General features: G+C 67.6%; 16 protein-coding genes and 3 pseudogenes. 9 read left to right on the top strand and 10 right to left on the bottom strand.

Annotation, left to right across the window (positions count from 1 at the left end):
• Positions 1-23: 23 nt before the first annotated feature.
• From AADZ78_RS10320 to yajC, 6 genes are all read right to left on the bottom strand, one after another.
• A complete protein-coding gene (locus AADZ78_RS10320; protein WP_085248904.1) occupies positions 24-2,402 on the bottom strand; it encodes a RelA/SpoT family protein in 2,379 nt (792 codons plus the stop codon).
• A gap of 43 nt (positions 2,403-2,445) precedes the next feature.
• Positions 2,446-2,988: an adenine phosphoribosyltransferase gene (locus AADZ78_RS10315; protein WP_085248875.1), complete on the bottom strand. Its 543-nt coding sequence runs from the start codon at positions 2,986-2,988 to the stop codon at positions 2,446-2,448.
• Between the two features lie 7 nt (positions 2,989-2,995).
• Positions 2,996-4,669: an ABC transporter substrate-binding protein gene (locus tag AADZ78_RS10310; protein WP_085248874.1), complete on the bottom strand. Its 1,674-nt coding sequence runs from the start codon at positions 4,667-4,669 to the stop codon at positions 2,996-2,998.
• Between the two features lie 5 nt (positions 4,670-4,674).
• The gene (gene secF, locus AADZ78_RS10305; RefSeq protein WP_085248873.1) at positions 4,675-5,952 is read right to left on the bottom strand and encodes a protein translocase subunit SecF; all 1,278 of its coding nucleotides are present in this window, start codon (positions 5,950-5,952) and stop codon (positions 4,675-4,677) included.
• A 4-nt stretch (positions 5,953-5,956) separates the two neighbouring features.
• The gene (secD, locus tag AADZ78_RS10300) at positions 5,957-7,732 is read right to left on the bottom strand and encodes a protein translocase subunit SecD (protein WP_085248872.1); all 1,776 of its coding nucleotides are present in this window, start codon (positions 7,730-7,732) and stop codon (positions 5,957-5,959) included.
• Positions 7,733-7,807: 75 nt separating this feature from the next.
• Positions 7,808-8,149, bottom strand: coding sequence for a preprotein translocase subunit YajC (yajC, locus tag AADZ78_RS10295; RefSeq protein ID WP_085248871.1), 342 nt, complete (start codon positions 8,147-8,149; stop codon positions 7,808-7,810).
• A gap of 136 nt (positions 8,150-8,285) precedes the next feature.
• Between yajC and gabT the strand changes: the two genes are divergently transcribed.
• On the top strand, positions 8,286-9,626 hold the full coding sequence (gene gabT / locus AADZ78_RS10290) for a 4-aminobutyrate--2-oxoglutarate transaminase (RefSeq protein WP_085248870.1): 1,341 nt from the start codon (positions 8,286-8,288) through the stop codon (positions 9,624-9,626).
• A 57-nt stretch (positions 9,627-9,683) separates the two neighbouring features.
• Here the strand turns inward: gabT and AADZ78_RS10285 are convergent, their stop codons facing one another.
• Together AADZ78_RS10285 and AADZ78_RS10280 are read right to left on the bottom strand one after the other, a co-directional pair.
• On the bottom strand, positions 9,684-10,307 hold the full coding sequence (locus AADZ78_RS10285) for an alpha/beta fold hydrolase (protein WP_239656759.1): 624 nt from the start codon (positions 10,305-10,307) through the stop codon (positions 9,684-9,686).
• Positions 10,308-10,313: 6 nt separating this feature from the next.
• Entirely contained in the window at positions 10,314-10,502 is a 189-nt protein-coding gene (locus AADZ78_RS10280; protein ID WP_239656760.1) for an alpha/beta fold hydrolase, read from the bottom strand.
• Positions 10,503-10,566: 64 nt separating this feature from the next.
• Here AADZ78_RS10280 and AADZ78_RS10275 point away from each other — a divergent pair, with 64 nt between their 5' ends.
• The 3 genes from AADZ78_RS10275 to AADZ78_RS10265 all read left to right on the top strand — a co-directional run bounded on the left by AADZ78_RS10275 (position 10,567) and on the right by AADZ78_RS10265 (position 16,736).
• Positions 10,567-11,034, top strand: coding sequence for a MarR family winged helix-turn-helix transcriptional regulator (locus AADZ78_RS10275; RefSeq protein ID WP_085248869.1), 468 nt, complete (start codon positions 10,567-10,569; stop codon positions 11,032-11,034).
• A gap of 122 nt (positions 11,035-11,156) precedes the next feature.
• Entirely contained in the window at positions 11,157-14,657 is a 3,501-nt protein-coding gene (gene car / locus AADZ78_RS10270; RefSeq protein WP_085248868.1) for a carboxylic acid reductase, read from the top strand.
• A gap of 315 nt (positions 14,658-14,972) precedes the next feature.
• Positions 14,973-16,736, top strand: coding sequence for a PE family protein (locus AADZ78_RS10265; protein WP_085248866.1), 1,764 nt, complete (start codon positions 14,973-14,975; stop codon positions 16,734-16,736).
• 53 nt (positions 16,737-16,789) lie between these two features.
• Here the strand turns inward: AADZ78_RS10265 and AADZ78_RS29005 are convergent.
• Positions 16,790-16,873 (bottom strand): annotated as a pseudogene (locus tag AADZ78_RS29005) (hypothetical protein); the annotation flags it as partial.
• Between the two features lie 100 nt (positions 16,874-16,973).
• Here AADZ78_RS29005 and AADZ78_RS29000 point away from each other — a divergent pair.
• A pseudogene (locus AADZ78_RS29000) lies at positions 16,974-17,147 on the top strand (hypothetical protein); the annotation flags it as partial.
• A 13-nt stretch (positions 17,148-17,160) separates the two neighbouring features.
• On the opposite strand, the gene AADZ78_RS10260 reads toward AADZ78_RS29000, so the two are convergent.
• Positions 17,161-17,895 carry a hypothetical protein gene (locus tag AADZ78_RS10260; RefSeq protein WP_085248865.1) on the bottom strand — a complete coding sequence of 245 codons (735 nt, stop codon included), beginning with the start codon at positions 17,893-17,895 and terminating at the stop codon, positions 17,161-17,163.
• 224 nt (positions 17,896-18,119) lie between these two features.
• Here AADZ78_RS10260 and AADZ78_RS10255 point away from each other — a divergent pair.
• The 4 genes and pseudogenes from AADZ78_RS10255 to AADZ78_RS10240 form a co-directional block, all read left to right on the top strand.
• Positions 18,120-19,118, top strand: a pseudogene (locus tag AADZ78_RS10255) (PE family protein); the annotation flags it as partial.
• 595 nt (positions 19,119-19,713) lie between these two features.
• Positions 19,714-21,360 carry a PE family protein gene (locus AADZ78_RS10250; RefSeq protein ID WP_085248864.1) on the top strand — a complete coding sequence of 549 codons (1,647 nt, stop codon included), beginning with the start codon at positions 19,714-19,716 and terminating at the stop codon, positions 21,358-21,360.
• Between the two features lie 273 nt (positions 21,361-21,633).
• Entirely contained in the window at positions 21,634-23,175 is a 1,542-nt protein-coding gene (locus tag AADZ78_RS10245; RefSeq protein WP_085248863.1) for a PE family protein, read from the top strand.
• 292 nt (positions 23,176-23,467) lie between these two features.
• Entirely contained in the window at positions 23,468-25,108 is a 1,641-nt protein-coding gene (locus AADZ78_RS10240; RefSeq protein WP_085248862.1) for a PE family protein, read from the top strand.
• The last annotated feature ends 2 nt before the right edge of the window (positions 25,109-25,110 follow it).

The raw sequence follows: 25,110 nt of genomic DNA, 5'->3' as shown, positions 1-25,110 counted from the left end.
GCTCGCCGGGAAAGTCGGGAACGTTATGCCGCCGACGTCACGCGGTAGACGTCGTAGACGCCTTCGACGTTGCGCACCACGTTGAGCAGATGCCCCAGGTGCTTGGGGTCACCCATCTCGAAGGTGAACCGGCTGATCGCCACCCGGTCCCCCGAGGTGGTGACGGATGCGGACAGGATGTTGACCTTCTCGTCGGCCAGCACCCGCGTCACGTCCGACAGCAGCCGGTGTCGGTCCAGCGCCTCCACCTGGATCGCCACCAGGAACACCGACGACGGCGACGGCGCCCACAGCACCTCGATGATGCGCTCGGCCTGCTGCTGCAGGGAGGCGGCGTTGGTGCAGTCGGTGCGGTGCACACTGACCCCGCCGCCGCGGGTGACGAACCCCATGATCGCGTCGCCGGGCACCGGCGTGCAGCACTTGGCCAGCTTGGTCAGCACGCCAGGGGCGCCGGGGACCGACACCCCGACGTCGTCGGTGCTGCGGGTGCGGCGCAGCATCGTCGTCGGCGTGGACCGCTCGGCGAGTTCCTCCTCGGCCTGGTCGATGCCACCGAGTTCGGCCAGCAGCCGCTGCACGGCATGACGGGCGGAAACATGGCCCTCACCGATCGCGGTGTACAGCGCAGACACGTCGGCGTAGTGCAGCTCGCGGGCCACCGCCGCCATGGATTCGCCATTCACCAAGCGCTGCAACGGAAGTCCGCCGCGCCGGACTTCGCGGGCCATCGCGTCCTTGCCGGTCTCCAGCGCCTCCTCACGCCGCTCCTTGGCGAACCACTGCCGGATCTTCGTCTTGGCCCGCGGCGACACCACGAACTGCTGCCAGTCGCGGGACGGCCCGGCATTGGGCGCCTTGGAGGTGAAAACCTCGACAACTTCCCCGTTTTCGAGCTTGCGTTCCAGCGCCACCAGACGCCCGTTGACCCTGGCGCCGATGCAGCGGTGGCCGACTTCGGTGTGCACCGCGTAGGCGAAGTCCACCGGCGTCGAACCTGTCGGCAGCGTGATCACGTCACCCTTGGGCGTGAACACGAAAATCTCTTGCACTGCGAGGTCGTAACGCAACGATTCCAGGAACTCGCCGGGGTCGGCGGCCTCCCGTTGCCAGTCGAGCAGCTGACGCATCCACGCCATGTCGTCGATCTCGGCGGCGGCATGCGGATGCAGAACGCCGTTGCGGCCCTTGGCTTCTTTGTAGCGCCAGTGCGCGGCGATGCCGTATTCCGCGGTGCGGTGCATGTCCCGGGTACGGATCTGCACCTCCAGCGGCTTGCCCTCCGGCCCCACCACCGTGGTGTGCAGTGACTGGTACACACCGTATCTGGGCTGGGCGATGTAGTCCTTGAACCGCCCGGCCATCGGCTGCCACAGCGAATGCACCACCCCTACAGCGGCATAGCAGTCCCGGATCTCGTCGCACAGGATGCGAATGCCGACCAGGTCGTGGATGTCGTCGAAATCGCGCCCCTTGACGATCATCTTCTGATAGATCGACCAGTAGTGCTTGGGCCGACCCTCCACGGTCGCTTTGATTTTCGACGCGCTCAGGGTGGCAATGATCTCGGCGCGGACCTTGGCCAGATAGGTGTCGCGGGACGGCGCGCGGCCGGCGACCAGGCGCACGATCTCCTCATACTTCTTGGGGTGCAGGATCGCGAACGACAGGTCTTCCAGCTCCCACTTGACGCTGGCCATGCCCAGCCGATGCGCAAGGGGCGCAATGACTTCCAACGTCTCGCGGGCCTTGCGGGCCTGCTTCTCCGGCGGCAGGAAGCGCATGGTGCGCATGTTGTGCAGTCGGTCGGCCACCTTGATCACCAGCACTCGTGGATCGCGGGCCATCGCGGTGATCATCTTGCGGATCGTCTCGCCCTCGGCGGCGCTGCCCAGCACCACTCGGTCCAGCTTGGTCACCCCGTCGACGAGATGGCCGACTTCCTCGCCGAATTCCTCGGACAACGCCTCCAGCGTGTAACCGGTGTCCTCGACCGTGTCGTGCAGCAACGCGGCCACCAAAGTCGTAGTGTCCATGCCCAACTCGGCGAGAATGTTGGCCACCGCCAGCGGATGGGTGATGTAGGGGTCACCGGAGTGTCGCAATTGGCTGGCGTGCCGTTGGTCGGCGACCTCGAAGGCGCGCTGCACCATCGAAAGGTCGGCCTTGGGATAGATCTCCCGGTGCACCGCCACCAGCGGCTCGAGCACCGGATTGATGGCTCCGCTCCGGGCGGTCATCCGCCGGGCCAGCCGGGCCCGGACGCGGCGAGACGCGCTGCTGGTGGTCTTGAGGGTCTCTACCGGCGGCTCGGGCGTTTCGATAACCGGCTCGACGGGCACTGGGGCGGCTTCACTAGGTGGCGGCGCAACGGCTTGCGTCGAACTCTGATCATCCGCCACGCTCGTCACCTCCGGCCTCGAGGATATCGCGAAAGCCCGCGAGCTAGACCTTGCTCAGGCTGTGCAGCGGCAGCGGCGCGATTGCCTCGCGACCACCCAGCGCGGTGAATTCCATGATCACGGCTGCGGCGGTCACGTTGGCACCGGTGCGTTCCAACAACCTGGTGGCGGCGCCGAGAGTGCCTCCGGTGGCTAACACGTCGTCAACGATCACGACCCTGCGGTCGCGCAACTCGAGACTGTCTGCGGGAATCTCCATGGTGGCGGAGCCATATTCCATGTCGTAGTCCTCGCTGAGCACCGGCGGAGGCAGCTTGCCGCTCTTGCGGATGGCCACCATGCCGGTGCCGAGCCGCGCGGCAATGGCCGCCGCCACCAACAGACCGCGAGAGTCGATGCCGGCTACCAGATCGGCACCGGATGCGACGTCGGCCAGCGCGTCGATTACCGCCGACATCGCTTCGCGGTCGGCGAACAGCGGGGTGAGGTCTTTGAACTGGATACCGGGCTTGGGGAAATCGGCGACATCCCGGGTCAGCGACGCGATCACGTCGGCAACGGGGGCGCTCCCCCTGACTGTTGTCACTGCAACCTCATTGCATTAGCGCCCATCGGTCCATGTTCCAACCCGCTCCCCAACGAGTCGGGTTCCTGCTCACGGCATACATCTTTTTCGACGTCAGCAACGTCCGCTGCTGCCGGTACAACGGCAACGTTGGCATCTCCGCCCAGAGTACCGGCGCGGCATCGGCAAGCAACCTGACACGCTCAGCGGGGTCGGCGGACACCGCCAGCGCGCCAATGATGCTGTCCACCTGAGGGTTCGCATAGCCCGACAGGTTGTTTCCGTTGCCGCTGTGCAGGTCATAGGCATCCATCGCCGACGATCCGGTGGATCCGCTACCGGCGGCTCCGCCGGTGCTGGCAATCAGGACGTCGATCTTGCCGTCCCTGATCGCCTGGGGTCCCGATGTATCCAGAGTCACATCGGAAACGGTGATTCCGGCCGGGGCGCACGACTTGGCGATGGCCCCGATGGTGGCCGCCAAGCGCGCGTTGGGCCCCCGGTAGCCCATGCGCACCGTCAGGGGCGCGCCGCCCAGTGCATCGCGGGCGGCGGCCGGATCGGCCTTGTTGAATGGACCGGCCTCGGTCACGCCGTCCGCGGAGGCGACGGCGTCCTCGGTGGCCGGGCTCAACCGCGAGTTGGCGATTGCCACCCCGGCGTCCCGCGCGATCGCGTCCCGTGGCGTGCACAGCGCGAGCGCGCGGCGGTTGCGGACATCGGCCAGCGGTCCCCGCGGAGCGAAGATCAGCTGCTCGATTCCCGCCGAGGGCGAGTCACTGCGCTGATAGTTATCCGGCGTGGCCAGCGCCCCCGACGACCCCGCGGCGACGTCGACCACGTCCACTTTGCGGTTGTTGACCCGATCTTGGATATCGGCTCCCTGCGGCCATACGGTGATCCGTTTGGTGATCGCCCTTGCGCCCCACCAACGGTCGTTGGCGACGAGCACCACCGCACCTCCGTCCAACACGGAGTCGATCCGGTACGGGCCCGACGAGGGAAAGCGTTTGCGGACTTCGTCGGGTTTGAGGCCCGGCTTGAGGTCCCAGGTGGTATTCCACAGTCGCGCAATCTGTTCCACCAAGGGCGCCTTGTTGGTCAGCAGCGCCGTGGTGACATCGATGCCCAGCGTGTCTGCGATCACGTGCGACGGCATCAGCGATGTCGCGGTGAACAATTGGGTGTAGTCGACGACGCTGCGGTCCGGGATGAACGACACTCGGGCCTTCTTCTGCCCCGGCATGCATTCGATGTTGGCGATGTCGATGTAGCCGGCCTGTGTCGCGGCGTCGAAGCCGGGAAAGCGCCCGGACTGGGCGGCCCAGGTTAGCACCAGGTCGTCGCAGGTCACCTGCTTGCCGTCGGAATAAATTGCGTTGTCGGCGATTTGATAGTCGAGCACCAAGGGCGCCCCGCCCACCACCGAGATGGTTCCGAAATCGTGGTCGGCGACCACCTGGCCATCTGGTCCGTGGTAACCGAACCCGCTGAGCGTGCGCGCAAATGCCTGCGCTCCGGCAGATGCGGCCCCGATGACGGTGTTGGTGTTGTAAGTGGACAACGTGCCGTCGACCACGTAGTCGATCTGGCCCGCGGCGCTACCCGAACATGCGGTCAGCATGGATACCGCCAGCGTCGCCGCCAGACCAACACCCGCCAGGGCTTGCGGGGCACCCCGCAACCGACACCGGGTGGCCATCGCGACTACCGGCGGCCGGCGTTTCGTTTGCCGGTCGGACGGCGGGTGCCGGTGGGTCGCACCGGCCGCGCACCCGGCGCGGGCTTGTTCGTCGCCGCCGGCTTGCTGGGCGGCGTTTCGGTCTGGGGGGCCGCCCCGGCGGCGGCCTCCGGCTCCTCGGTGGTGGCATCGGAGGCCGACGAACCCGTCTTGCGCCGCCTGACTACCCGGCGGTTATGCGCGCGTACCAGATCCGTGCGCTCCCGCAGCGTGACCAGTAGCGGCGTCGCGAAGAAGATCGATGAATAGGTGCCCACGATGATGCCGATCAACTGCACCAGGGCCAAGTCCTTCAGGGTGCCCACGCCCAGCAGCCACACCGCAACCACCATCAGCGACAGCACCGGCAGCACCGAGATCAGGCTGGTGTTGATGGAGCGCATGAACGTCTGGTTGACCGCCAGGTTGGCCCACTCGGCGAAGGTGCGCCGGGTGGTGTGCTGGAAGCCGTTGGTGTTCTCCTCGACCTTGTCGAAGACGATCACGGTGTCGTAAAGGGAGAAACCGAGGATGGTCAGCAATCCGATGACCGTGGCCGGGGAGACCTCGAAGCCCACCAGCGAATACACGCCCGCGGTGACCGTCAGATCGAAGACCATGGCCGCGAGCGCGGCCATGGTCATATACCGCTCGTAGCGCACGGTGATGTAGAGCGCGACAAGCACCAGGAACACCACCAGCGCGATGACCGCCTTCTTGGTGATCTGGCCGCCCCAGGTCTCCGAAACCGCCGAATCGCTGATGGCCTGCTTGCTGGGCTTGCCGTCAGTGCCTTTGGGCTGAAACGCGTCGAACAAGGCGTTGCGCAGTTTCGCCGTCTCGTCGTTGGACAGGGTTTCCGAACGAATCTGCACCGTTGACGAGGCGCCCGCACCGACGATGACCACCGATTCGGGTTCGCTGCCGATGGTCTTCTTGAAAACGTCTTCGACCTGCGCGACCCCAATATCGCCGTGCGGGAACTGCACCGTAGTGCCGCCCTTGAAGTCGATCCCGAAGCTGAAGCCGCGAATGACGATCGACAGGATGGCGATCGCGATGATCGCACCGCTGATGCCGAACCAGAGCTTGCGACGCCCCACCACCTCGAACGCGCCCGTGCCGGTGTAGAGCCGCGAGAGGAAGCTGTGGTGCGGCAGCGTCACGGCGGTGTCCGTGGAGGTGTCGCTGTCGGTCAGCTGCACCGCGGTTTCGGTCGGTTCGACCGCCTGGGTGGCTTTGTCGGTTTTAGCCTTCGACGCCATCGCGTTATCCCTGTCCCGTCTTTGCTGCCCCCGCACGAGCCACGGCGCGGCGTTCGCGTGCTACTTGCTGAACAGCTCCCAGGCCGTTGTAGGCCGGCTTCGCGAGCCTCGCAGACTTGGACGCCAGGTATACCAGCGGCCACGTCACCAGGAACACCACCACGAGGTCCAGGATCGTGGTCAGCCCCAAGGTGAACGCAAAACCCTTCACCTGGCCGATCGCCAGGAAGTACAGCACAGCAGCGGCCAGGAAGGTGACGGCGTTACCCGACACGATCGTCTTGCGCGCCCGTACCCACCCGCGCGGCACCGCCGAACGGAACGAACGGCCTTCGCGGATCTCGTCTTTGATGCGTTCGAAGAACACCACGAACGAGTCGGCGGTGGTGCCGATACCGATGATTAGACCCGCGATACCCGCCAGGTCCAGGGTGTAGTTGATATATCGTCCCAGCAGCACCAGGATCGCGAAAACCATTGCGCCGGAAGCGACTAACGACAACGCCGTGAGCAGTCCCAGCACCCGGTAGTACAGCAACGAATACACCAGCACCAGGGCCAGACCGATGGACCCGGCGATCAACCCGGCCCGTAGCGAGGTCAAACCCAAAGTCGCCGAAACAGTTTGGGCTTCCGATGATTCGAAGGACAGCGGCAGCGACCCGTATTTCAGGACGTTGGCGAGCTGGCGTGCGGTTGCCGCCGTGAACGGCGGGTCGCCACCGCTGATCTGGGTCCGCCCGCCGGGGATAGCTTCGTTGATGACGGGTGCGCTGACGATCTGCGAGTCCAGCGTGAACGCCGTTTGGGTGCCGACGTGGGCGGCGGTGTAGTCGGCCCACACGGTTGCCGCTCCGCTCTTGAACTGCAGGTCGACGATGTAGCCGATGCCGCGCTGATCCATACCCGAAGTGGCGTCTTGAATCTGGTCACCGCTGATGATTGACGGCGCCAGCAGGTAGGCGGTCTTGTGGTCGGTGGAGCAGGTCACCAGGGGCAGCTTCGGGTCGTCGTTGCCGGCCAGGATGTCGTCTTTGTCGCATCGGGTGGCCTCGAATTGCAGGGCCACCATCTGGATGTACTGGCTGGTGCTCTGCCGCCACTTCTTCTCCTGCGCGATCCGCTCGGCGAGATCCTTGCGCGGGTCGGGCGGCGCGGGCTGCTCGGTGGGCGGCGTCTCTGGCGACGGCGCCCCCGTCGGAGCCGGCGCGGGCGCTGGACTGGGTGCTGGGCTTGGTGACGGCGCGGGTTCCTGCGGGTAGGGCCGCGGTTGGGCGCCCGGCTTGCCAGGCGCCAGCGCGCCCGGTTCGGCGCCGGGAGGACCCGCGGGCGGCGGGGCGCCAGGTGGTGTTTCGGCGGGCGGCTGGGGCGTGGGCTTCGGTTCCTCCTGGGCGGGCTGCGCCGGCATCGAGTTGAGTACCGGCCGGATGTACAGGCGTGCGGTTTGTCCCAGGTTGCGGGCCTCATTGCCGCTGCTTCCGGGAACCGTGATGACCAGGTTGTCGCCATCCACGACGACCTCGGAACCCGAAACCCCCAGCCCGTTGACGCGCGCGTTGATGATCTGTTGTGCTTGCGCCAACGCCTCGCGGCTTGGCCGCGAGCCGTCCGGAGTACGCGCGGTCAGCGTCACGCGGGTGCCGCCCTGCAGGTCGATACCCAGTTTGGGGGCGGCCTTCTTGTCCCCGGTGAGAAACACCAGCAGGTAGACGCCGACGAGCATGAGCAGGAACACCGACAGGTAGCGGGCAGGTTGCACCGGCGCCGAAGACGATGCCACGTTCCTTATATCTCCTTGAAAATCGGTTCGTGCTGCCGACAGAGGTCGCCGAGAAGCCCCCGACAGAGCCTAGTGTCAGGAATCTTTGGTCGCGCGGCTCTCGTCGTCGCTGTCTTCGTCCTCCTCGTCGAGATCGGCATCCAGATCCTCGTCTTCATCCGGAGCGATCCGGTCGCGTACCGCCAGCTTCATCCACGTGGTTACGACGCCCGGTGCGATCTCGAGGTCGACGGTGTCTTCAGCGATACCGACCACGGTGGCTTCCAGACCCGAAGTGGTGTGCACCTGGTCGCCCGGCTGCAGCGAGTCGTGCAGGTCGATCGTCGCTTGCATCGCGCGCCGCTGGCGCCGCGACGCGAAGTACATGAACCCACCCATGATGAGCAGGAACGGCAAGAACAAGACGAAGCTCTCCATCACCACTGTCTTTCGTGTGTCATACGTATCGGTATCGCGCTGCTCGTAACGGTCCAGTCTGCCAGCACCGCGACTGGCAAACCGACCGGCTACGCTTTATCCGCGACGTGACCGCTGCGGAGCGGAAGGAGGATCGGTGGCCAGCCTCGAACAGAGTCGCCACCTGGTCACAGAAATCCCGGGTCCCGCGTCGGTGGAGCTGAACAAGCGCCGGGCGGCGGCGGTGTCCCACGGCGTTGGGGTCACCATGCCGGTGTTCGTAGCCCGCGCCGGCGGCGGCATCGTCGAAGACGTCGATGGGAACCGGCTGATCGACCTGGGGTCCGGCATCGCGGTTACCACCATCGGCAACTCGGCACCGCGTGTGGTGGACGCGGTGCGCGCCCAGGTCGCCGAATTCACCCACACCTGCTTCATGGTGAATCCCTACGAGCCGTATGTCGCCGTCGCCGAACACCTCAATCGGATCACCCCCGGCTCCGGCGAGAAGCGTTCCGTGCTGTTCAACTCCGGTGCCGAGGCGGTCGAGAGCTCTATCAAGGTCGCGCGCTCATACACCCGCAAGGCCGCCGTCGTCGCGTTCGACCACGCATACCACGGCCGCACCAACCTGACGATGGCGCTCACCGCGAAGTCCATGCCTTACAAGAGCGGCTTCGGTCCGTTCGCCCCGGAGATTTACCGGGCGCCGCTGTCCTACCCGTATCGCGACGGCTTCCTCGACAAAGACCTGGCCACCGACGGCGAGCTGGCCGCGGCGCGTGCCATCAGCGTGATCGAGAAGCAAGTAGGCGCGCAAAACCTCGCCGCCGTGATCATCGAGCCGATCCAGGGCGAAGGCGGTTTCATCGTTCCGGCCCAAGGTTTCCTGCCCGCGCTGCTGCGCTGGTGCCGCGACAACGACGTGGTGTTCATCGCCGACGAGGTGCAAACCGGATTCGCCCGCACCGGATCGATGTTCGCCTGCGACCACGAAGGGATCGAGCCCGACCTGATCTGCACGGCTAAGGGCATCGCCGGCGGATTGCCGCTCTCTGCGGTGACCGGACGGGCCGAGATTATGGACGCCCCGCACGTCGGAGGCCTCGGCGGCACTTTCGGCGGCAACCCGGTGGCCTGTGCGGCCGCCCTCGCAGCCCTGGAAACCATCGAACGCGACGGTCTAGTCGAGCGGGCGCTGCAGATCGAACGACTGCTGACCGAACCATTGCTGCGGCTGCAGGCCACCGACGACCGCATTGGGGACGTGCGGGGCCGCGGCGCCATGATCGCCATCGAGCTGGTGAAGTCCGGAACGGCCGACCCCGACCCCGAGCTGACGTTCAAGCTGGCGAATACGGCTCACGCCGCCGGCGTCATCGTGCTGACGTGCGGCATGTTCGGCAACATCATCCGGCTGCTGCCCCCGCTGACGATCGGTGACGAACTGCTTCTCGAAGGCCTGGAGGTTTTGGCCGGGATTCTGGCCGAACTCTGACGCCCACGCCCAGGCTCAAACCACGCACACCCCCAGCGGCGAGTCTTGTGCCTGGTGTCAATGTCGCGGTGCAGCCCAGAAGTCGACCAGAGTTTGCGCGACCACTCTCGCGTCCACCAACAGTGGCGCCACTCGACCGCCACCCAACACCGCGTCCGCACGCGCGTTGTGCATGGTGGCGCAGGCAGCCTCGGCCTCGTGCAGAGGCCAGCCTTCGTCGTCGTCGTGAGCGGCCAGCATCAAGGTTGGGGCGCCGATGTGCGGCAGCCGGTCCTGCAGGCTCGGCCGCTTGAGCATCATCGAGCGCATCGCGTGATACATCCCGCGCCGGTCGGCTTGTCGGAAGGCGTCGATGACTTCTTCGGAGGCGTCCTGTCCCATCAGGGCATCGGAAAGCCGACTGCACACAAATTGGGTCGGTCCGGCCAGTCGGTAAAGCGCTACCAGCGGCCAGCCCTTCGTCACGCGGAATCGCATGGTCAACCCGGGTACCGGAGTGCCGATCGTGGTCAGCGTGCGTATTCGGTGCGGTTGGGTGGCGGCCAGCAGGATGCCGATATGTCCGCCCCAGGCGTTGCCGACCCAGTCGACCGGCTCGCCGATGCCGATGCCATCTAAGACGTCGGCAGCGGCCTGAGCGCATTCGTCGAAGGTGAAGTCGCGGGTGGTCGGGTCACTCATTCCGTGCTACGGTCCGTCGATCGCAACCACCGTGCGATCGGACGCCAGCTCGCCGAGCGCGTCAATCACTGGCAGCCAGGAACGGGAGTCGATGAACAAGCTGTGCCAAAGGATTGTGGCCGGTCCACTCCCCCGCCGCAGCACGTGCAGGCGACCCAACGTGGTGGGGACAAACTCATCCGTCAACTTGGCCATCACTAACTCCTCGGAAATTACTTCGGAACCCGAAACTTCGCCTTCCGTAGTATCTTCTCTCTCCATGGCAGAGGAGTCAATGAAGTTGCCGACGGATCGGCAGGCCGTCGGTCAGTTATTGGTGAGACTTATCAGGGAATTTCGCCGAGACTTGGCCGCGCCTCGCGCGGAGCGAGGGTACGGCGACATCCGTGACACCCATCTGCAAATTTTCGGCAACATTCGAACCGGGAGCATCAGGCTGACCGAGCTCGCCTCACGGGCGCAGCTCAGTCTCGCAGCAACCTCGGAGTTGGTGAACGACCTGGTCGCGCTTGGATACCTGACCCGCAGGCCCGACCCACAGGATGGGCGCGCCAAGCTCATCGAACTCACCGATCGCGGACGTGCCCTGCTCGCCGACGCAGGCAACCGGGTGGCGGATATCGAGGCGCGATGGTCGGAATTGCTGGGCTCTGCGGATTTCGCGCACATGTGCGCCACCATGCAGCGGCTGCTGGACATGCTCGATCCGGAGGATTCGCGCCGCTAGCCCGCGCGTAACGCATCTCACAGCTGGCTTCTCTTCCGGAAGATAGTTACTGTTACTAACGTTTTACCCATCAGCGCAGCGTCGCGCGGGTTCTAAATTCTTCGTCATTCAAGGGATCTGCCATGTCGACCACCCGTGAGGAGCGGCTCGCACGCCGCATCGAGGAGCTTTACACCAACGACGAGCAGTTCGCCGCCGCGAAGCCCGACGAATCGATCGCACAGGCAATCAGCCAACCGGGGATCCCGCTACCGCAGATCATTCGCACGATCATGGAGGCCTATGCTGATCGCCCGGCGCTCGGCCAGCGTGCAGTCCAACTCGCCACCGCCAACACCGGCCGCACAGTGCTTCAGCTCATGCCGAAGTTCGAGACCCTTACCTACCGCGAGCTGTGCGACCGCGCCGGCGCCTGCGCCACGGCGTTGCGCCAGACCGTCCGGTCCGGTGATCGGGTGTGCGTGCTGGGCTTCAACAGCGTTGACTACACAACGATCGACATCGCGCTGGTACAGCTCGGCGCGGTGTCGGTTCCATTACAGACCAGTGCGGCGCCCGCCCAACTGCGACCCATCGTTGCCGAGACCGAGCCAACACTGATCGCGGCAAGCATCGACAGCCTGGCGGACGCCGCCGACTTGGTGCTGACTGGTCACGCTCCCGCTCGGCTGGTCGTGTTCGATTACCGCCCCGAGGTTGACGAGCAGCGCGAAGTCCTCGAAGCAGCCCGCGCACGGTTGGCCGACACCGGCGTCACCGTGGTTACCCTTGCCGAGGTGATCGAGCGCGGGAAGGCGCTGCCACGCGCAGCAGCCGCCGATCGGTCCGACGACGCCCTCGCGTTGCTGATCTACACCTCCGGCAGCACCGGCGCACCCAAGGGCGCCATGTATCCCCAAAACCGCGTAGTGAACTTTTGGCGCAGGTCAAGCGCCTGGTTCGAGCCGACTGTGCAGCCGTCGATCACGCTGAACTTCATGCCGATGAGCCACGTCATGGGACGCCAGGTGCTCTACGGGACGCTGTCCAACGGCGGCACCGCATATTTCGTGGCCAAGAGCGACCTGTCGACTTTATTCGAAGACCTCGCGCTGGTGCGGCCGACTGAGTTGAGCTTTGTGCCACGCGTCTGGGACATGGTGTTCCAGCAGTTCCAGAGCGAGGTCGACCGTCGCTTGCCCGACGAGAGCGATCGGGCGGCCGCTGTCGACATTGAAGACCAGGTGAAGCGAGAGGTGCGCGACGACGTTCTCGGCGGGCGCTTCGTCTCGGCGCTGACGGGTTCCGCGCCGATCTCGGCAGAGATGAAGGCGTGGGTCGAGTCCCTGCTCGACATGCATCTGGTCGAGGGCTACGGCTCTACCGAGGCGGGCATGGTCTTGATCGATGACCAGATCCGGCGCCCCTCGGTCATCGACTACAAGCTCGTCGACGTGCCCGACCTGGGCTACTTCCTGACCGACCAGCCCTATCCGCGGGGCGAGCTGCTGGTCAAGACGCAGAGCCTGTTCCCCGGCTACTACAAGCGCCCGGAAGTGACTGCCGAGGTGTTCGATGCCGACGGCTTCTACCGCACCGGCGACGTGATGGCCCAGATCGGGCCCGAGCAGTTCGTCTACCTCGACCGCCGCAACAACGTGTTGAAGCTGTCGCAGGGTGAGTTCGTCACAGTTTCAAAGCTGGAGGCCGTTTTCGGCGACAGCCCGCTGGTTCGCCAGGTCTTCGTCTACGGCAACAGCGCCCGGGCTTACCTGCTGGCGGTGATCGTCCCCACCGAAGAGGCACTGGCTCACCACAGCGTCGCGGAGCTGAAGCCACTGATCAGCGAGTCGCTGCAAGAGGTCGCCAAGGCGGCCGGCCTGCAGTCGTATGAGATCCCGCGCGACTTCATTATCGAGACCACGCCGTGGACCCTGGAGAACGGTTTGCTCACCGGCATCCGCAAGCTGGCCCGACCGCAAGCCAAGAAGCATTATGGCGAGCGGCTGGAGCAGCTCTACGTTGAGCTGGCCAACAGCCAGGCAAACGAGCTGCGCGCGCTGCGGCAAAGCGGTGCGCAGGCACCGGCACTCGAAACACTGTGCCGCGCGGCGGCGGCGCTGCTCGGCGCGGCGGCGGCTGACCTGCAGCCCGACGCTCACTTCACCGATTTGGGCGGTGACTCGCTGTCGGCGCTGTCCTTTGCCAACCTGCTGCACGAGATCTTCGGCGTCGACGTGCCGGTCGGTGCGATCGTCAGCCCGGCAAGCGACCTGCAGGCGCTGGCCGACTACATCGAGGCCGAGCGCGAGCCTGGCGCCAAGCGGCCCACCTTCGCCTCGGTGCACGGTCGCGAAGCCCGCGAGGTGCACGCCAGTGACCTCACGCTGGATAAGTTCATCGACGCCGCGACCCTGGCCGCCGCACCGAACCTGCCAGCCCCGAACGACCAGGTGCACACCGTCCTGCTCACCGGCGCCACCGGCTTCCTGGGCCGCTACTTGGCTTTGGACTGGCTGGAGCGGATGGACCTGGTCGACGGCAAGGTGATTTGCCTGGTGCGGGGCAAGTCGGATGAAGAGGCGCGAGCACGGCTGGACAAGATCTTCGACAGCGGTGACCCGGCATTGCTGCGGCACTACCGGCAGCTGGCCGATCATCTGGAGGTACTCGCCGGCGACAAGGGCGAAGCCGACCTGGGTCTGGACCGTGCCACCTGGCAGCGGCTGGCCGACACCGTCGACGTGATCGTTGACCCCGCGGCCCTGGTCAACCACGTGCTGCCGTACAGCCAGCTGTTCGGCCCCAACGCGCTGGGCACCGCCGAGCTGATCCGGTTGGCACTGACCAGCAAGCAGAAGCCGTACAGCTACACCTCGACGATCGCCGTCGGGGGCGGGCTTGAGCCGGGTGCTTTCACCGAGGACGCCGACATTCGGGTTATCAGCGCAACCCGCAAAATCGACGACGGTTACGCCAATGGCTACGCCAACAGCAAGTGGGCCGGTGAGGTGTTGCTGCGGGAGGCCCACGATCTTTGCGGTCTGCCGGTGTCGGTGTTCCGCTGCGACATGATCCTGGCCGACACCACCTATGCCGGCCAGCTCAACGTGCCCGACATGTTCACCCGGATGGTGCTCAGCCTGGTAACCACCGGCGTCGCGCCCGGCTCGTTCTACGAGCTCGATGCCAACGGCAACCGGCAGCGTGCCCACTACGACGGTCTGCCCGTCGAATTCATCGCCGAAGCGATCGCTACCCTAGGCGCCCGGCGCGGCGACGGGTTCCAGACCTACCACGTGATGAACCCCTACGACGACGGCATCGGGTTCGACGAGTTCGTCGACTGGCTGATCGAGGCGGGCTGCCCGATTCAGCGGATCGCCGACTACGGCGAATGGCTGCAGCGGTTCGAGACGACACTGCGCGCCCTCCCCGAACGGCAGCGCCATGCGTCGCTGCTGCCGCTGCTGCACAACTACCAGAAGCCGGAAAAGCCGGTGCGCGGTTCGATGGCGCCGACAGACCGGTTCCGCGCGGCGGTCCAGGACGCGAAAATTGGCCCGGACAAAGACATTCCACACATCTCGGCGTCGATCATCGCCAAGTACGTCAGCGACCTGCGACTGCTCGAGCTGCTCTGATCGGCCCTGACCGCCCTTGTCGCGCAAGCCCCTGCGCGGCGCGGGCTTGTACTCGTGCGCCACGGCAAACGATCTCGACGAATTGCCAGTCCGCTATGGCTTCCTCGCACTAACACGAGACCACCCGAGACCAACTGATCCCGATCGAGCCGACCTTCACACCGTGCGCAATCGCATCAAGATCACCAAGGGCCGCCCGATCATCCACGAGGAGGTCGCCAGAAAGATCTCGATCCCCAGGTACCGAACAACTGCTCATTTGTGGTCGATCTAGGGCACATGACGCGTGCCTCATGACGTGATTGGAGGGGTTTGATGTCTTTTGTGATCGCGGCTCCGGAAATGGTGGCGACGGCCGCGCAGAATGTGGCCGGGCTAGGGTCGATGCTGCAGGCAGCCAATGCGGCGGCGGCGGTGGCCACGACGGGCTTGGTGCCCGCGGCGGGTGACGAGGTGTCGGCGGCGATTGCGGCGTTCTTCGGCACGCACGCGCAGCAGTATCAGGCGCTCAGCGCTCAGGCGGCGGCGTTTCAAGACCGGTTTGTGCAGACGTTGAATTCTGCCGGTCGCGTGTATGCGGCTGCGGAAGCGGCGAATGCCTCGCCGTTGCAGGCGTTGGAACAGAACCTGTTGGGCGCAATCAATGCGCCCGCTCAGGCGTTGTTCGGGCGACCGTTGATTGGTAACGGCGCGAATGGGACGGCGGAAAATCTCAACGGCGGCGCGGGCGGGATTTTGTACGGCAACGGCGGAAACGGCTTCTCCCAAACGACGACCGGGGTGGCTGGTGGCTCGGGTGGCTCTGCGGGCCTGATCGGCAACGGCGGCAATGGTGGTGCCGGCGGGGCTCGCGCCGCCGCTGGTGCCGGCGGCACCGGCGGCTGGCTGTTAGGCAACGGCGGCGCCGGTGGCGCCGGAGGTGCGACCATCGCCCTTGGCGAGACAGCTGGTGCTGGTGGGGCCGGCGGCAACGCCCCATTGTTCGGCTGGGGTGGCCACGGCGGGGCAGGCGGTCACGCTCCCCTTGGAATTGGCGGCGCCGGCGGTATCGGCGGCGACGGCGCCGGACTCGTGGGCATCGGCGGCGCCGGCGGCGCCGGTGGAGCGGGCTCCAGTGCCAGCGGCGACGGGGGCGCTGGCGGCACCGGGCGCGGTCTGCTCGTTGGCCTGGGCGGTGCCGGTGGCGACGGCGGAACGAGCAGCGCCAACGGCGGCCACGGCGGCGCCGGCGGCGTCGGCAGCGGTCAACTCTTTGGCCTCGGCGGCAACGGCGGCGACGGCGGTGCCACTTCGTCAGCCGGGTTCACCGGCGGTGTCGGTGGCGCCGGCGGTGCCGGCGGTGCCACGATCGGCTACGCCCAGGGCGGTGCCGGCGGCACCGGCGGCAACGACAACAACGTGGGGCCGGGCGGCGCGGGCGGCGCGGGCGGTGCCGGCGGTTCCGCCGGCGTCACGATGGGCTACGGCCAGGGCGGTGCCGGTGGCGCCGGTGGCGTCGGCGGCAGCTCCGCCGGCATCAGCGGCGCAGGCGGCAACGGCGGCGCGGGCGCCGCGATCATAGGTGTGGGCGGCGGCGGCGCCGGCGGCGCTGGCGGCCTCACCAGTTTCGTCGGTGGCGTGGGCGGCAATGGCGGCGAGGGCGCCGCGATCATCGGGCTGGGCACCGGCGGCGCCGGCGGCGCCGGCGGCTTCACCACCGGCAGCACCTCCAACGCCATCGGCGGCGATGGCGGCCACGGCGGCCAGGGCGCCGCGCTCATCGGCCGAGGCGACGGCGGCGCCGGCGGCGACGGTGGCGGCGCTGCCAGCCGAACTGGCGGTAATGGCGGCGACGGCGGCGACGGCGGCGGCCTATTCAGCATCGGATTCGGCGGTAACGGCGGCAACGCAGGCAGCGGCACCGAGGCTGCCGACGGCGGCAACGGCGGCAATGCCGGGGTAATTGCCAATGGCTCCTTCGCCCCAGCGTTCATTGGCTTCGGCGGTAACGGCGGCAACGGCGTCAACGGCGGAGCTGGCGGCACCGGCGGCACCGGCGGCATACTTTTTGGGACTAATGGGACGAACGGATCCTCATAGCTGGGTGGGCGCCTCGTAGGGTAGGGGGCGCCACCGCCCTCTACCCTATTCGCGAACAGCCCCGGTTGGCCCAGCCCGCTGACCCCTGCCGACGGAGTCATGCCCAGACGAGTCCAGGCCAGCGCGGTAGCCACCCGGACCGTACGGCGTCGAGTTGGACGAATTTGTCGACTGGCTGATCGACGCCGCCTGGCGCTTGAGACCTATTCCGTTTTGACTTGACACTCGACGCGCACGCTGCTGCACAACTACCAGAAGCCGGAAAAGCCGGTGCGCGGTTCGATGGCGCCGACAGATCGGTTCCGCGCGGCGGTCCAGGACGCGAAAATTGGCCCGGACAAAGACATTCCACACATCTCGGCGTCGATCATCGCCAAGTACGTCAGCGACCTGCGACTGCTCGGGCTGCTGCGATCGCGCGTGGCTACTGCTGCGGGTGTGGCCAGCGTAGATAGGCCGCATTCGGTGTGCCCGCCGCAGCGCCTTCGCGCTCACGGCGGAACCTCCTGCGGAATCGCGGCTCAGGCTCTGGCGATGCGACCTGTTCCACCCGCGGTTGGGTGACCGCCCCCGAAGAAACATCGGAGGCTTCAGGCGATGCCATGTCCGGGTATGGCTCGTCCAGGTAAGGCGCGGATGCCGGCGCCTGCTCCACGCTTCCTGCAGATGTGAAGGGTCCGACATCGCGCGCCAACCGAACCGCCACGCGCGCCAAGGCGATTCCACCCACGAAGATGATCAACGCACCGAGACCGGAGAAATACGAAACCTCCAGCAACGCCCGCTTGCGCTCGGTTGCTGCGATCGGATCGCCGACGGATCCGATCCGTAACAGCGGAGCGACCTCCTCGCCGATGACGAACCAAGCACCGGCGAGGACCGCCAACCATCCGCCGAATATGGCGGTGACGCGATTCCGGGAAGCGATCAGTAACAGACCGCCCGCCGCGGTGGCGGCGCCTGGGAGCACCTCGAGCCAACCCCGGGGGGTGGTCCACGTCCATACCTGGTTGGGCGTATAGGCGAAATCAAAGTGGGGCCCGACAAACGGGATCAACGCACCCCAGGCACCCAGGATGACCAGTATTAATCCAGACACCATGCCGCGGGACCGCGGCATGTGAAGTCCTATGGTGCGGTCATTTTCCGCATGTTTCATGACATCTCCTCGATAGACACCCGTCCTGGGTACCCGGACGGGGTCACATGTAACCGGTACGGATGTCCCGGTTTGCGATCCGACGACCTGTCACGAGAAGCTGCGCGCCAACCTGATCCGGATATTGACAACCGATCATTAGCAGTGGCAACGAAAATGTGGGGCTTATCACGGTCGTTTGAGGGGGTTTGATGTCGTTCGCTATCGCAGTTCCGGAGATGCTGGCGACCGCAGCGCAGGATGGCGGCAACGCTCTCTTGTTCGGCTGGGGCGGCAACGGCGGGGCTGGCGGCAGTGCTGCCCTTGGAACCGGCGGTATCGGGGGCGCCGGGGGCGCCGGCGGCGTACTCGGGGGCTTCGGCGCCACCGGCGGGGCCGGCGGGGCTGGCTTGACCGGCGGTGACGGGGGCACCGGCGGCACCGGAGCCGGTCTCGTCGCTGGCTTGGGCGGTGCCGGCGGCGTCGGCGGCACGGGCGCAATGGCCGGTGGTGACGGCGGCGCAGGCGGCGTGGCCGGACGGGGTCTGTTTGCATTGGGTGGTGCCGGTGGCGCCGGTGGCGCTGCTACCGATGTCACCGGTATCGGCGGCGCTGGTGGCGCCGGCGGTGACAGCGGCGTCATATTCGGCTACTCCCAGGGCGGCGCCGGCGGCATGGGTGGCTTCGCCAGCGCCAGCGGTGGCGTGGGTGGCCAGGGCGGTGTGGGCGCCGCGGTGGTAGGCATGGCCGTCGGCGGTTTCGGCGGAATCGGCGGTGCAGGCGACGCCGCCGGTGGCGCGGGCGGCCAGGGTGGCCAGGCCGCTGCCATTGTTGGCGCCGGCGCTGGCGGTGCCGGCGGAATCGGCGGCTTCGCCACCGGCACCGGTGGCGCCGGCGGCCACGGCGGCCAGGGCGCTGCAATCTTCGGCGTGGGCGCCGGCGGCGTTGGCGGTGCTGGCGGCGACACATTCGCTGGAACTGGCGGCAACGGCGGTGACGGCGGCGACGGCGGCAGCCTGCTCGGCATCGGCGTGGGCGGCAATGGCAGCAATGCCGGCAACGGCGCCGGGCCCGCCAACGGCGGCAATGGCGGCAACGTCGCGGTAACTGCCAACGGCTCCTCGCAGGCGGCGTTATTCGGCTTCGGCGGTAATGGCGGTAACGGCATCAACGGCGGCGATGGTGGCACCGGCGGCCTCGGCGGCTTGATTCTTGGGACCAACGGGTCGACCGGATCACCGTAACCGGGCGTAACGAGTCGACCAGCCGAGGTTGGCTGGTCCCGCCGCGGCACTCCGACACCACTCTGCGCGCCCTGCCACAGCGGCAGCCCCGCCCGAGGCTAGATGCCGCATGGACACTCGTGCTGGGTGCGCCGTCGACCAAACCACCCGGCTGCCGGGCCACGATGTCACAGCCCAACGCATGTGCACGGCAAACAACCTCAACCGACCTCGACGAATTGCTAACCGCGTCCGGCTTACCGGCCTAACATGAGTCCACCCGAGAACGACCAACCCGATCGAATCGAGCCTCTTACCGTGTGCATTCGCCGCAAGATCACCAAGGGCCGGGCTCCTGCACACCGGGCCTGCACGCTGATCGGAGCCACCCAATCACCCTGGCGCCCGCGGTTATAGCACCACACCTGGTCGCCCGCGCGTGTGCCGGCGCCAAGTTCGAAAACGAGAGCGTCTCAAGCGGCTGAGGAGCGCGTCGCTGACGGGATCAGGAAGGAGACCGCCTGAAATTATCTCGGTCCCAGGTACTCAACAACTGCTCATTGGTGATTGAGCTGGGGTGTCTGACGTGTATCCGTGACGTGATTGGAGGGGTTTGATGTCGTTTGTGATCGCAGCTCCAAAGATGCTGGCGACGGCTGCGCAGAATATGGCGAGCATCGGTACATCGCTGAGTGCGGCAAACGGGGCGGCAGCAGCGTCCACAACCGGGGTGCTGGCGGCCGGTGCTGATGAGGTCTCGCAGGCTATTACGTCGCTGTTCAGCGCTTACGGCAACCAGTATCAGTCGCTAAGCGCTAAGGCCGCAGAGTTTCATCAGAGTCTTGTGCAAACGTTGAATGCTGCCGGCGGGGCGTATGCCGCCGCGGAGGCGGCGAATGTCTCGCCGTTGCAAGCGTTGCAACAGGACCTGTTGGGCGCGATCAATGCGCCCGCCCAGACACTGTTCGGGCGACCGTGGATTGGTAATGGCGCGAACGGGACGGCAACAAATCCCAACGGCGGCGCGGGCGGGATTTTGTACGGCAACGGCGGAAACGGCTTCTCCCAAACGACCGCCGGGGTGGCCGGTGGTGCGGGTGGCTCTGCCGGCCTGATCGGCAACGGCGGCAATGGTGGTGCCGGTGGGGCCGGTGCTGCCGGCGGGACCGGCGGCACCGGCGGCTGGCTGATGGGCAACGGTGGCGCCGGCGGCCCTGGGGGTTCGACGAACACTGCCTTCGGGATGGGTGGTGCCGGCGGAGCCGGCGGCAACGCCCCATTGTTCGGCCGGGGCGGCAATGGCGGTGCCGGCGGTGATGCCGTTGGAGCTAACGGGACCGGCGGTTTCGGCGGCGCCGGCGGCAACGGCAGCGGACTCGGGGCCGTCGGCGGCGACGGTGGGGCCGGCGGCACGGGTACGGAAGGCGGTGTCGGGGGTAACGGCGGCACCGCAAGCGGTCTCCTCTTTGGCCTGGGCGGTAACGGCGGCGCCGGCGGTTCCAGCACCGACGCCTCAGGCTTCGGCGGCCCGGGGGGTGACGGCGGCACCGGCGGCGCTCAATTCTTTGGCCTGGGCGGTAACGGCGGCGACGGTGGTGCCGCCTCCGGCGCCGCCAGCATCGGCGGCTTCGCGGGCAGCGGCGGTAACGCGAGCGCCTCGATCGGCTACGCCCAGGGCGGTACCAGCGGCATGGGTGGCCACGGCACCGCCACCGGTGGCCCGGCCAGCGTTGGCGGGACGGGCAGTGTGCTCGTAGGCGTGGGTGTTGGCGGCGCCGGGCTCGCGGGTGGCTCCTCCGCCGGCGCCGGCGGCCTGGGCGGCTTCGGCGGCGGCGGTAGTGCGATCATAGGCAAGGGCGTCGGCGGTCTCGGCGGCAGCGGCGGCTTCGGCACCGTCACCGGCGGCGCGGGCGACCAAGGCGGCCCGGGCATTGCGTTCGTCGGCGTCGGCGTCGGTGGTGACGGCGGTGCCGGCGGTGGGAGCGGCGCCGCTGGAACTGGCGGCAATGGCGGCGCCGGCGGCGACGGTGGCGGCTTCCTCACCATCGGATTCGGCGGGAACGGCGGCAATGCCGGCAGCGGCGTCGGGCCCGCCAACGGAGGCAACGGCGGCAGCGCCGGGATACCCGGCCCCACTTCTTTCACCCCGGCGCTTGTCGGCTACGGCGGCAACGGCGGTAACGGCATCAACGGTGGGACCGGCGGCACAGGCGGCAGCGGCGGCACAGTTGCTGGCGCTAACGGGACGAACGGATCGCCATAGCTGCATGAGCGTCTCGTAGGCGGCCGCTTAGAACGTGTTTGGAAGGCGGACGGCATGCCTGCGTGATTGATGTGGCCCAGGTAGCCGTACTTGCCCAATCCCGCTCGAGATCGTCCGAAAACCCCGAGGGGCAGCACACTTTCGAGGTGCTGCCACGCCCTTGGATGATGGGTGGTCATAGGCCATGATCGGCTTCTGACAGCGACAATCGCACCTTCGTGATTTGGTGTAGGGCACGTGACGTGGGTCACATGACGTGTTTGGAGGGGTTTGATGTCATTCGTGATCGCAGCTCCAGACATGCTGGCGACGGCTGCGCAGAATATGGCGACCATCGGTACATCGCTGGGTGCGGCAAACGGGGCGGCAGCAGCGTCCACAACCGGGGTGCTGGCGGCCGGTGCTGATGAGGTCTCGCAGGCTATTACGTCGCTGTTCAGTGCTTACGGCAACCAGTATCAGTCGCTAAGCGCTAAGGCCGCAGAGTTTCATCAGAGTCTTGTGCAAACGTTGAATGCTGCCGGCGGGGCGTATGCCGCCGCGGAGGCGGCCAATGTTTCACCGTTGCAGGCGTTGGAACGCGACGTCTTGGGTGCGATTAATGCGCCCACCCAAGCGTTGTTGGGGCGTCCGCTGATTGGTAATGGCGCGAATGGGACAGCGAACAATCCCAATGGCGGAGCCGGTGGGATTTTGTACGGTAACGGCGGTAACGGCTTTTCGCAAACGACTGCTGGAGTCCCTGGTGGTGCCGGTGGTTCTGCAGGCCTGATCGGCAACGGAGGCAACGGCGGGGCCGGTGGGGCTGGTGCTGCCGGCGGTGCCGGCGGCTTTGGGGGGTTCCTAGCCGGCAACGGCGGCGCCGGTGGCCCCGGAGGTGCGACAAACGCTGTTGGCGAAACGGGTGGTGCCGGCGGGACCGGCGGCAACGCCCAATTCTTCGGCTCGGGCGGCAACGGCGGTCAGGGCGGTAATACGCCGAATGGAACTGGCGGGGCCGGCGGCAACGGTGGCGGCGGCGGCGTACTCTCCGGCGCGGGCGGTCACGGCGGCGGCGGCGGATCGGGCAGCAGCGGCGGCGACGGGGGCGCCGGCGGCACCGGACTGGGTCTGCTGCTTAGCCTGGGAGGTAACGGCGGCGACGGTGGTGCCGCTACCGGACTCGGATCCTTCGGCGGTGACGGCGGCGCCGGCGGTGACAGCAAGGCCCCCACGATCGGCTATGCCCAAAGCGGTTCCGGCGGCAACGGCGGCGACGCCTCGGCAACCGGCGGTTTCGGCGGCATCGGCGGCGGAGCCGGTTTTAGCACTGCGGTCATTGGTGCGGCCGTCGGCGGTTCCGGCGGCCACGGCGGCGGCGCCTTCGGCGGGGGCATTGGCGGGGCGGGTGGCATTGGCATCGCGGCCATAGGCCTGGCCGCCGGCGGTGCAGCCGGCGCTGGCGGTGTCGCCGGCGGTAGCGGCACCGCCGCCGCGGGCGCACCGGGTGGCGCAGGCTTCGCGGGCGTGGGCATAGGCACAGGTGGTGCCGGCGGTGACGGCGGCGCCGCTATTACCGGATTTGGTGGCAACGGCGGTGCGGGCGGCGAAGGCGGCGGCATCCTCAGCATCGGCTTCGGCGGTAACGGCGGCAACGCCGGCAGCGGCATCATGGCTGCCGACGGCGGCGACGGCGGCAACTCCGCAGGGCTGTTGGTCCCATCGCTTGTCGGCTTCGGCGGTAACGGTGGCAACGGCGTCAACGGTGGGGCCGGTGGCATCGGTGGCAAAGGCGGGGCAATTTGGGGCACCGACGGAACGAACGGATCGCCGTAGCGGGTCCGCCAACGCGTTACTCGAACAGCCCCGGTTGACTCGCCCCTACTGGTGGGGTCGGGGTCGGCTGAAGATGTGGCCAGCACAGGTACGCCACCTCGGACGAAGCGACTGCAGCCCCTTCGCGCCGACGACGAAAGGCATGTTGCGGGGCCAGAACCCCACGGCGCCAAGCTCACCTATGAGTGCCATATGAAGCGCATCGGACGGGAGATGCCGACCAACCCCGCTTGGAAGGATCTTGCTCGACAGGGCGTATGGCGTGTGACACATAGGGCACTGGGAGGGTTCGATGTCGTTTGTTACCGCGGCTCCGGAGATGCTGGCGAGCGCGGCGCAGAATGTCGCGAATATCGGTACATCGCTGAGTGCGGCAAACGCGGCGGCAACGGCCTCCACCACCGGGGTGCTGGCGGCCGGCGCGGACGAGGTGTCGCAGGCTATCGCGAGGGTGTTCGGTGATTACGCCAAGCACTATCAGTCGCTGAACGCTCAGGCCGCGGCATTTCATCAGAGCTTCGTGCACACGTTGAACGCGGCCGGTGGGGCCTACTCGAGCGCCGAGGCGGCCAACGCCGCAGCGGCACAAGCGGTGGAGCAGAACCTGTTGGGCGTGATCAATGCTCCCACCCAGGCATTGTTCGGGCGTCCGCTGATCGGCAACGGCGCGAATGGCACGGCGGCCAGTCCCAACGGCGGTGCCGGTGGGCTGCTGTTCGGCAACGGCGGCAACGGCTTCTCCCAAACGACCGCCGGGGTGGCCGGTGGTGCGGGTGGTTCCGCGGGCCTGATCGGCAATGGCGGCAACGGCGGCGCCGGTGGGGCCGGTGCCGCTGGCGGGGCCGGTGGCACCGGCGGTTGGCTGGTCGGCAACGGCGGCACCGGCGGTGCCGGGGGTCCAACGGACGTTCCTGCCGGAACGGGCGGTGCGGGTGGGGTCGGCGGCGACGCCCCATTGATCGGCTGGGGCGGCAACGGCGGGCCCGGCGGTTTCGCTCCTTTTGGAAACGGTGGGGCCGGCGGCAGCGGCGGCGCCAGCGGTTCGCTCTTCGGCCTGGGTGGCGCCGGCGGCGCCGGTGGATCGAGCGAAGACATCGGCGGCGTCGGCGGCGCCGGCGGCGCCGGGCGCGGTCTGTTCCTTGGCCTGGGCGGGGACGGCGGCGTCGGCGGAACTAGCAACAACAACGGCGGTGATGGGGGCGCCGGCGGCACCGCAGGAGGTCGACTGTTCAGCCTGGGCGGTAACGGTGGCAACGGTGGCGCCGGTACCGCAATCGGCGCCACCGCCGGCGCCGGCGGCGCCGGCGGTGACAGCAGCGCCGTGATCGGCTACGCCCAGGGCGGTTCCGGCGGCCTGGGCGGCTTCGCCGAGGCCGTCGCCGGCAAGGGCGGCCAGGGCGGCATCGGCGCTGTGCTCATCGGCGCGGGCGTCGGCGGTTTCGGCGGCATGGGTGGCGCTTCCAACGGCACCGGGGGCGCGGGCGGCCAGGGCGGTCAGGGCGCCGCGCTCGTCGGCCTGGGCGCCGGCGGCGTCGGCGGCCTCGGCGGGTTCGCCGCCAGCGTGGGCGGCATCGGCGGTCTGGGCGGCCAGGGCGGCCAGGGCGCCGCGCTGATCGGCATGGGCGCCGGCGGCGACGGCGGTGACGGCGGCGCCACAGTCGTTGGACTTGGCGGCAACGGCGGTGCCGGCGGTGATGGTGGCGGCCTGCTCAGCATCGGCGTCGGCGGGAACGGCGGCAACGCCGGCAACGGCGGCGGGGCTGCCAACGGCGGCAACGGCGGCAATGCCGGGGCCATTGCCAACGGCGCCTTCGCCCCGTCGTTCGTCGGCTTCGGCGGCAACGGCGGTAACGGCGTCAACGGTGGGACTGGCGGCACCGGTGGCAGCGGCGGCATATTAGCTGGCGCTAACGGCACGAATGGATCGTCGTAGCG

Origin of the sequence: Mycobacterium riyadhense, assembly GCF_963853645.1 — a bacterium.
Lineage (GTDB): Bacteria > Actinomycetota > Actinomycetes > Mycobacteriales > Mycobacteriaceae > Mycobacterium > Mycobacterium riyadhense.
The sequence above is the reverse complement of the archived record's forward strand: the minus strand, read 5'-3'. Positions and strand labels throughout refer to the sequence as shown.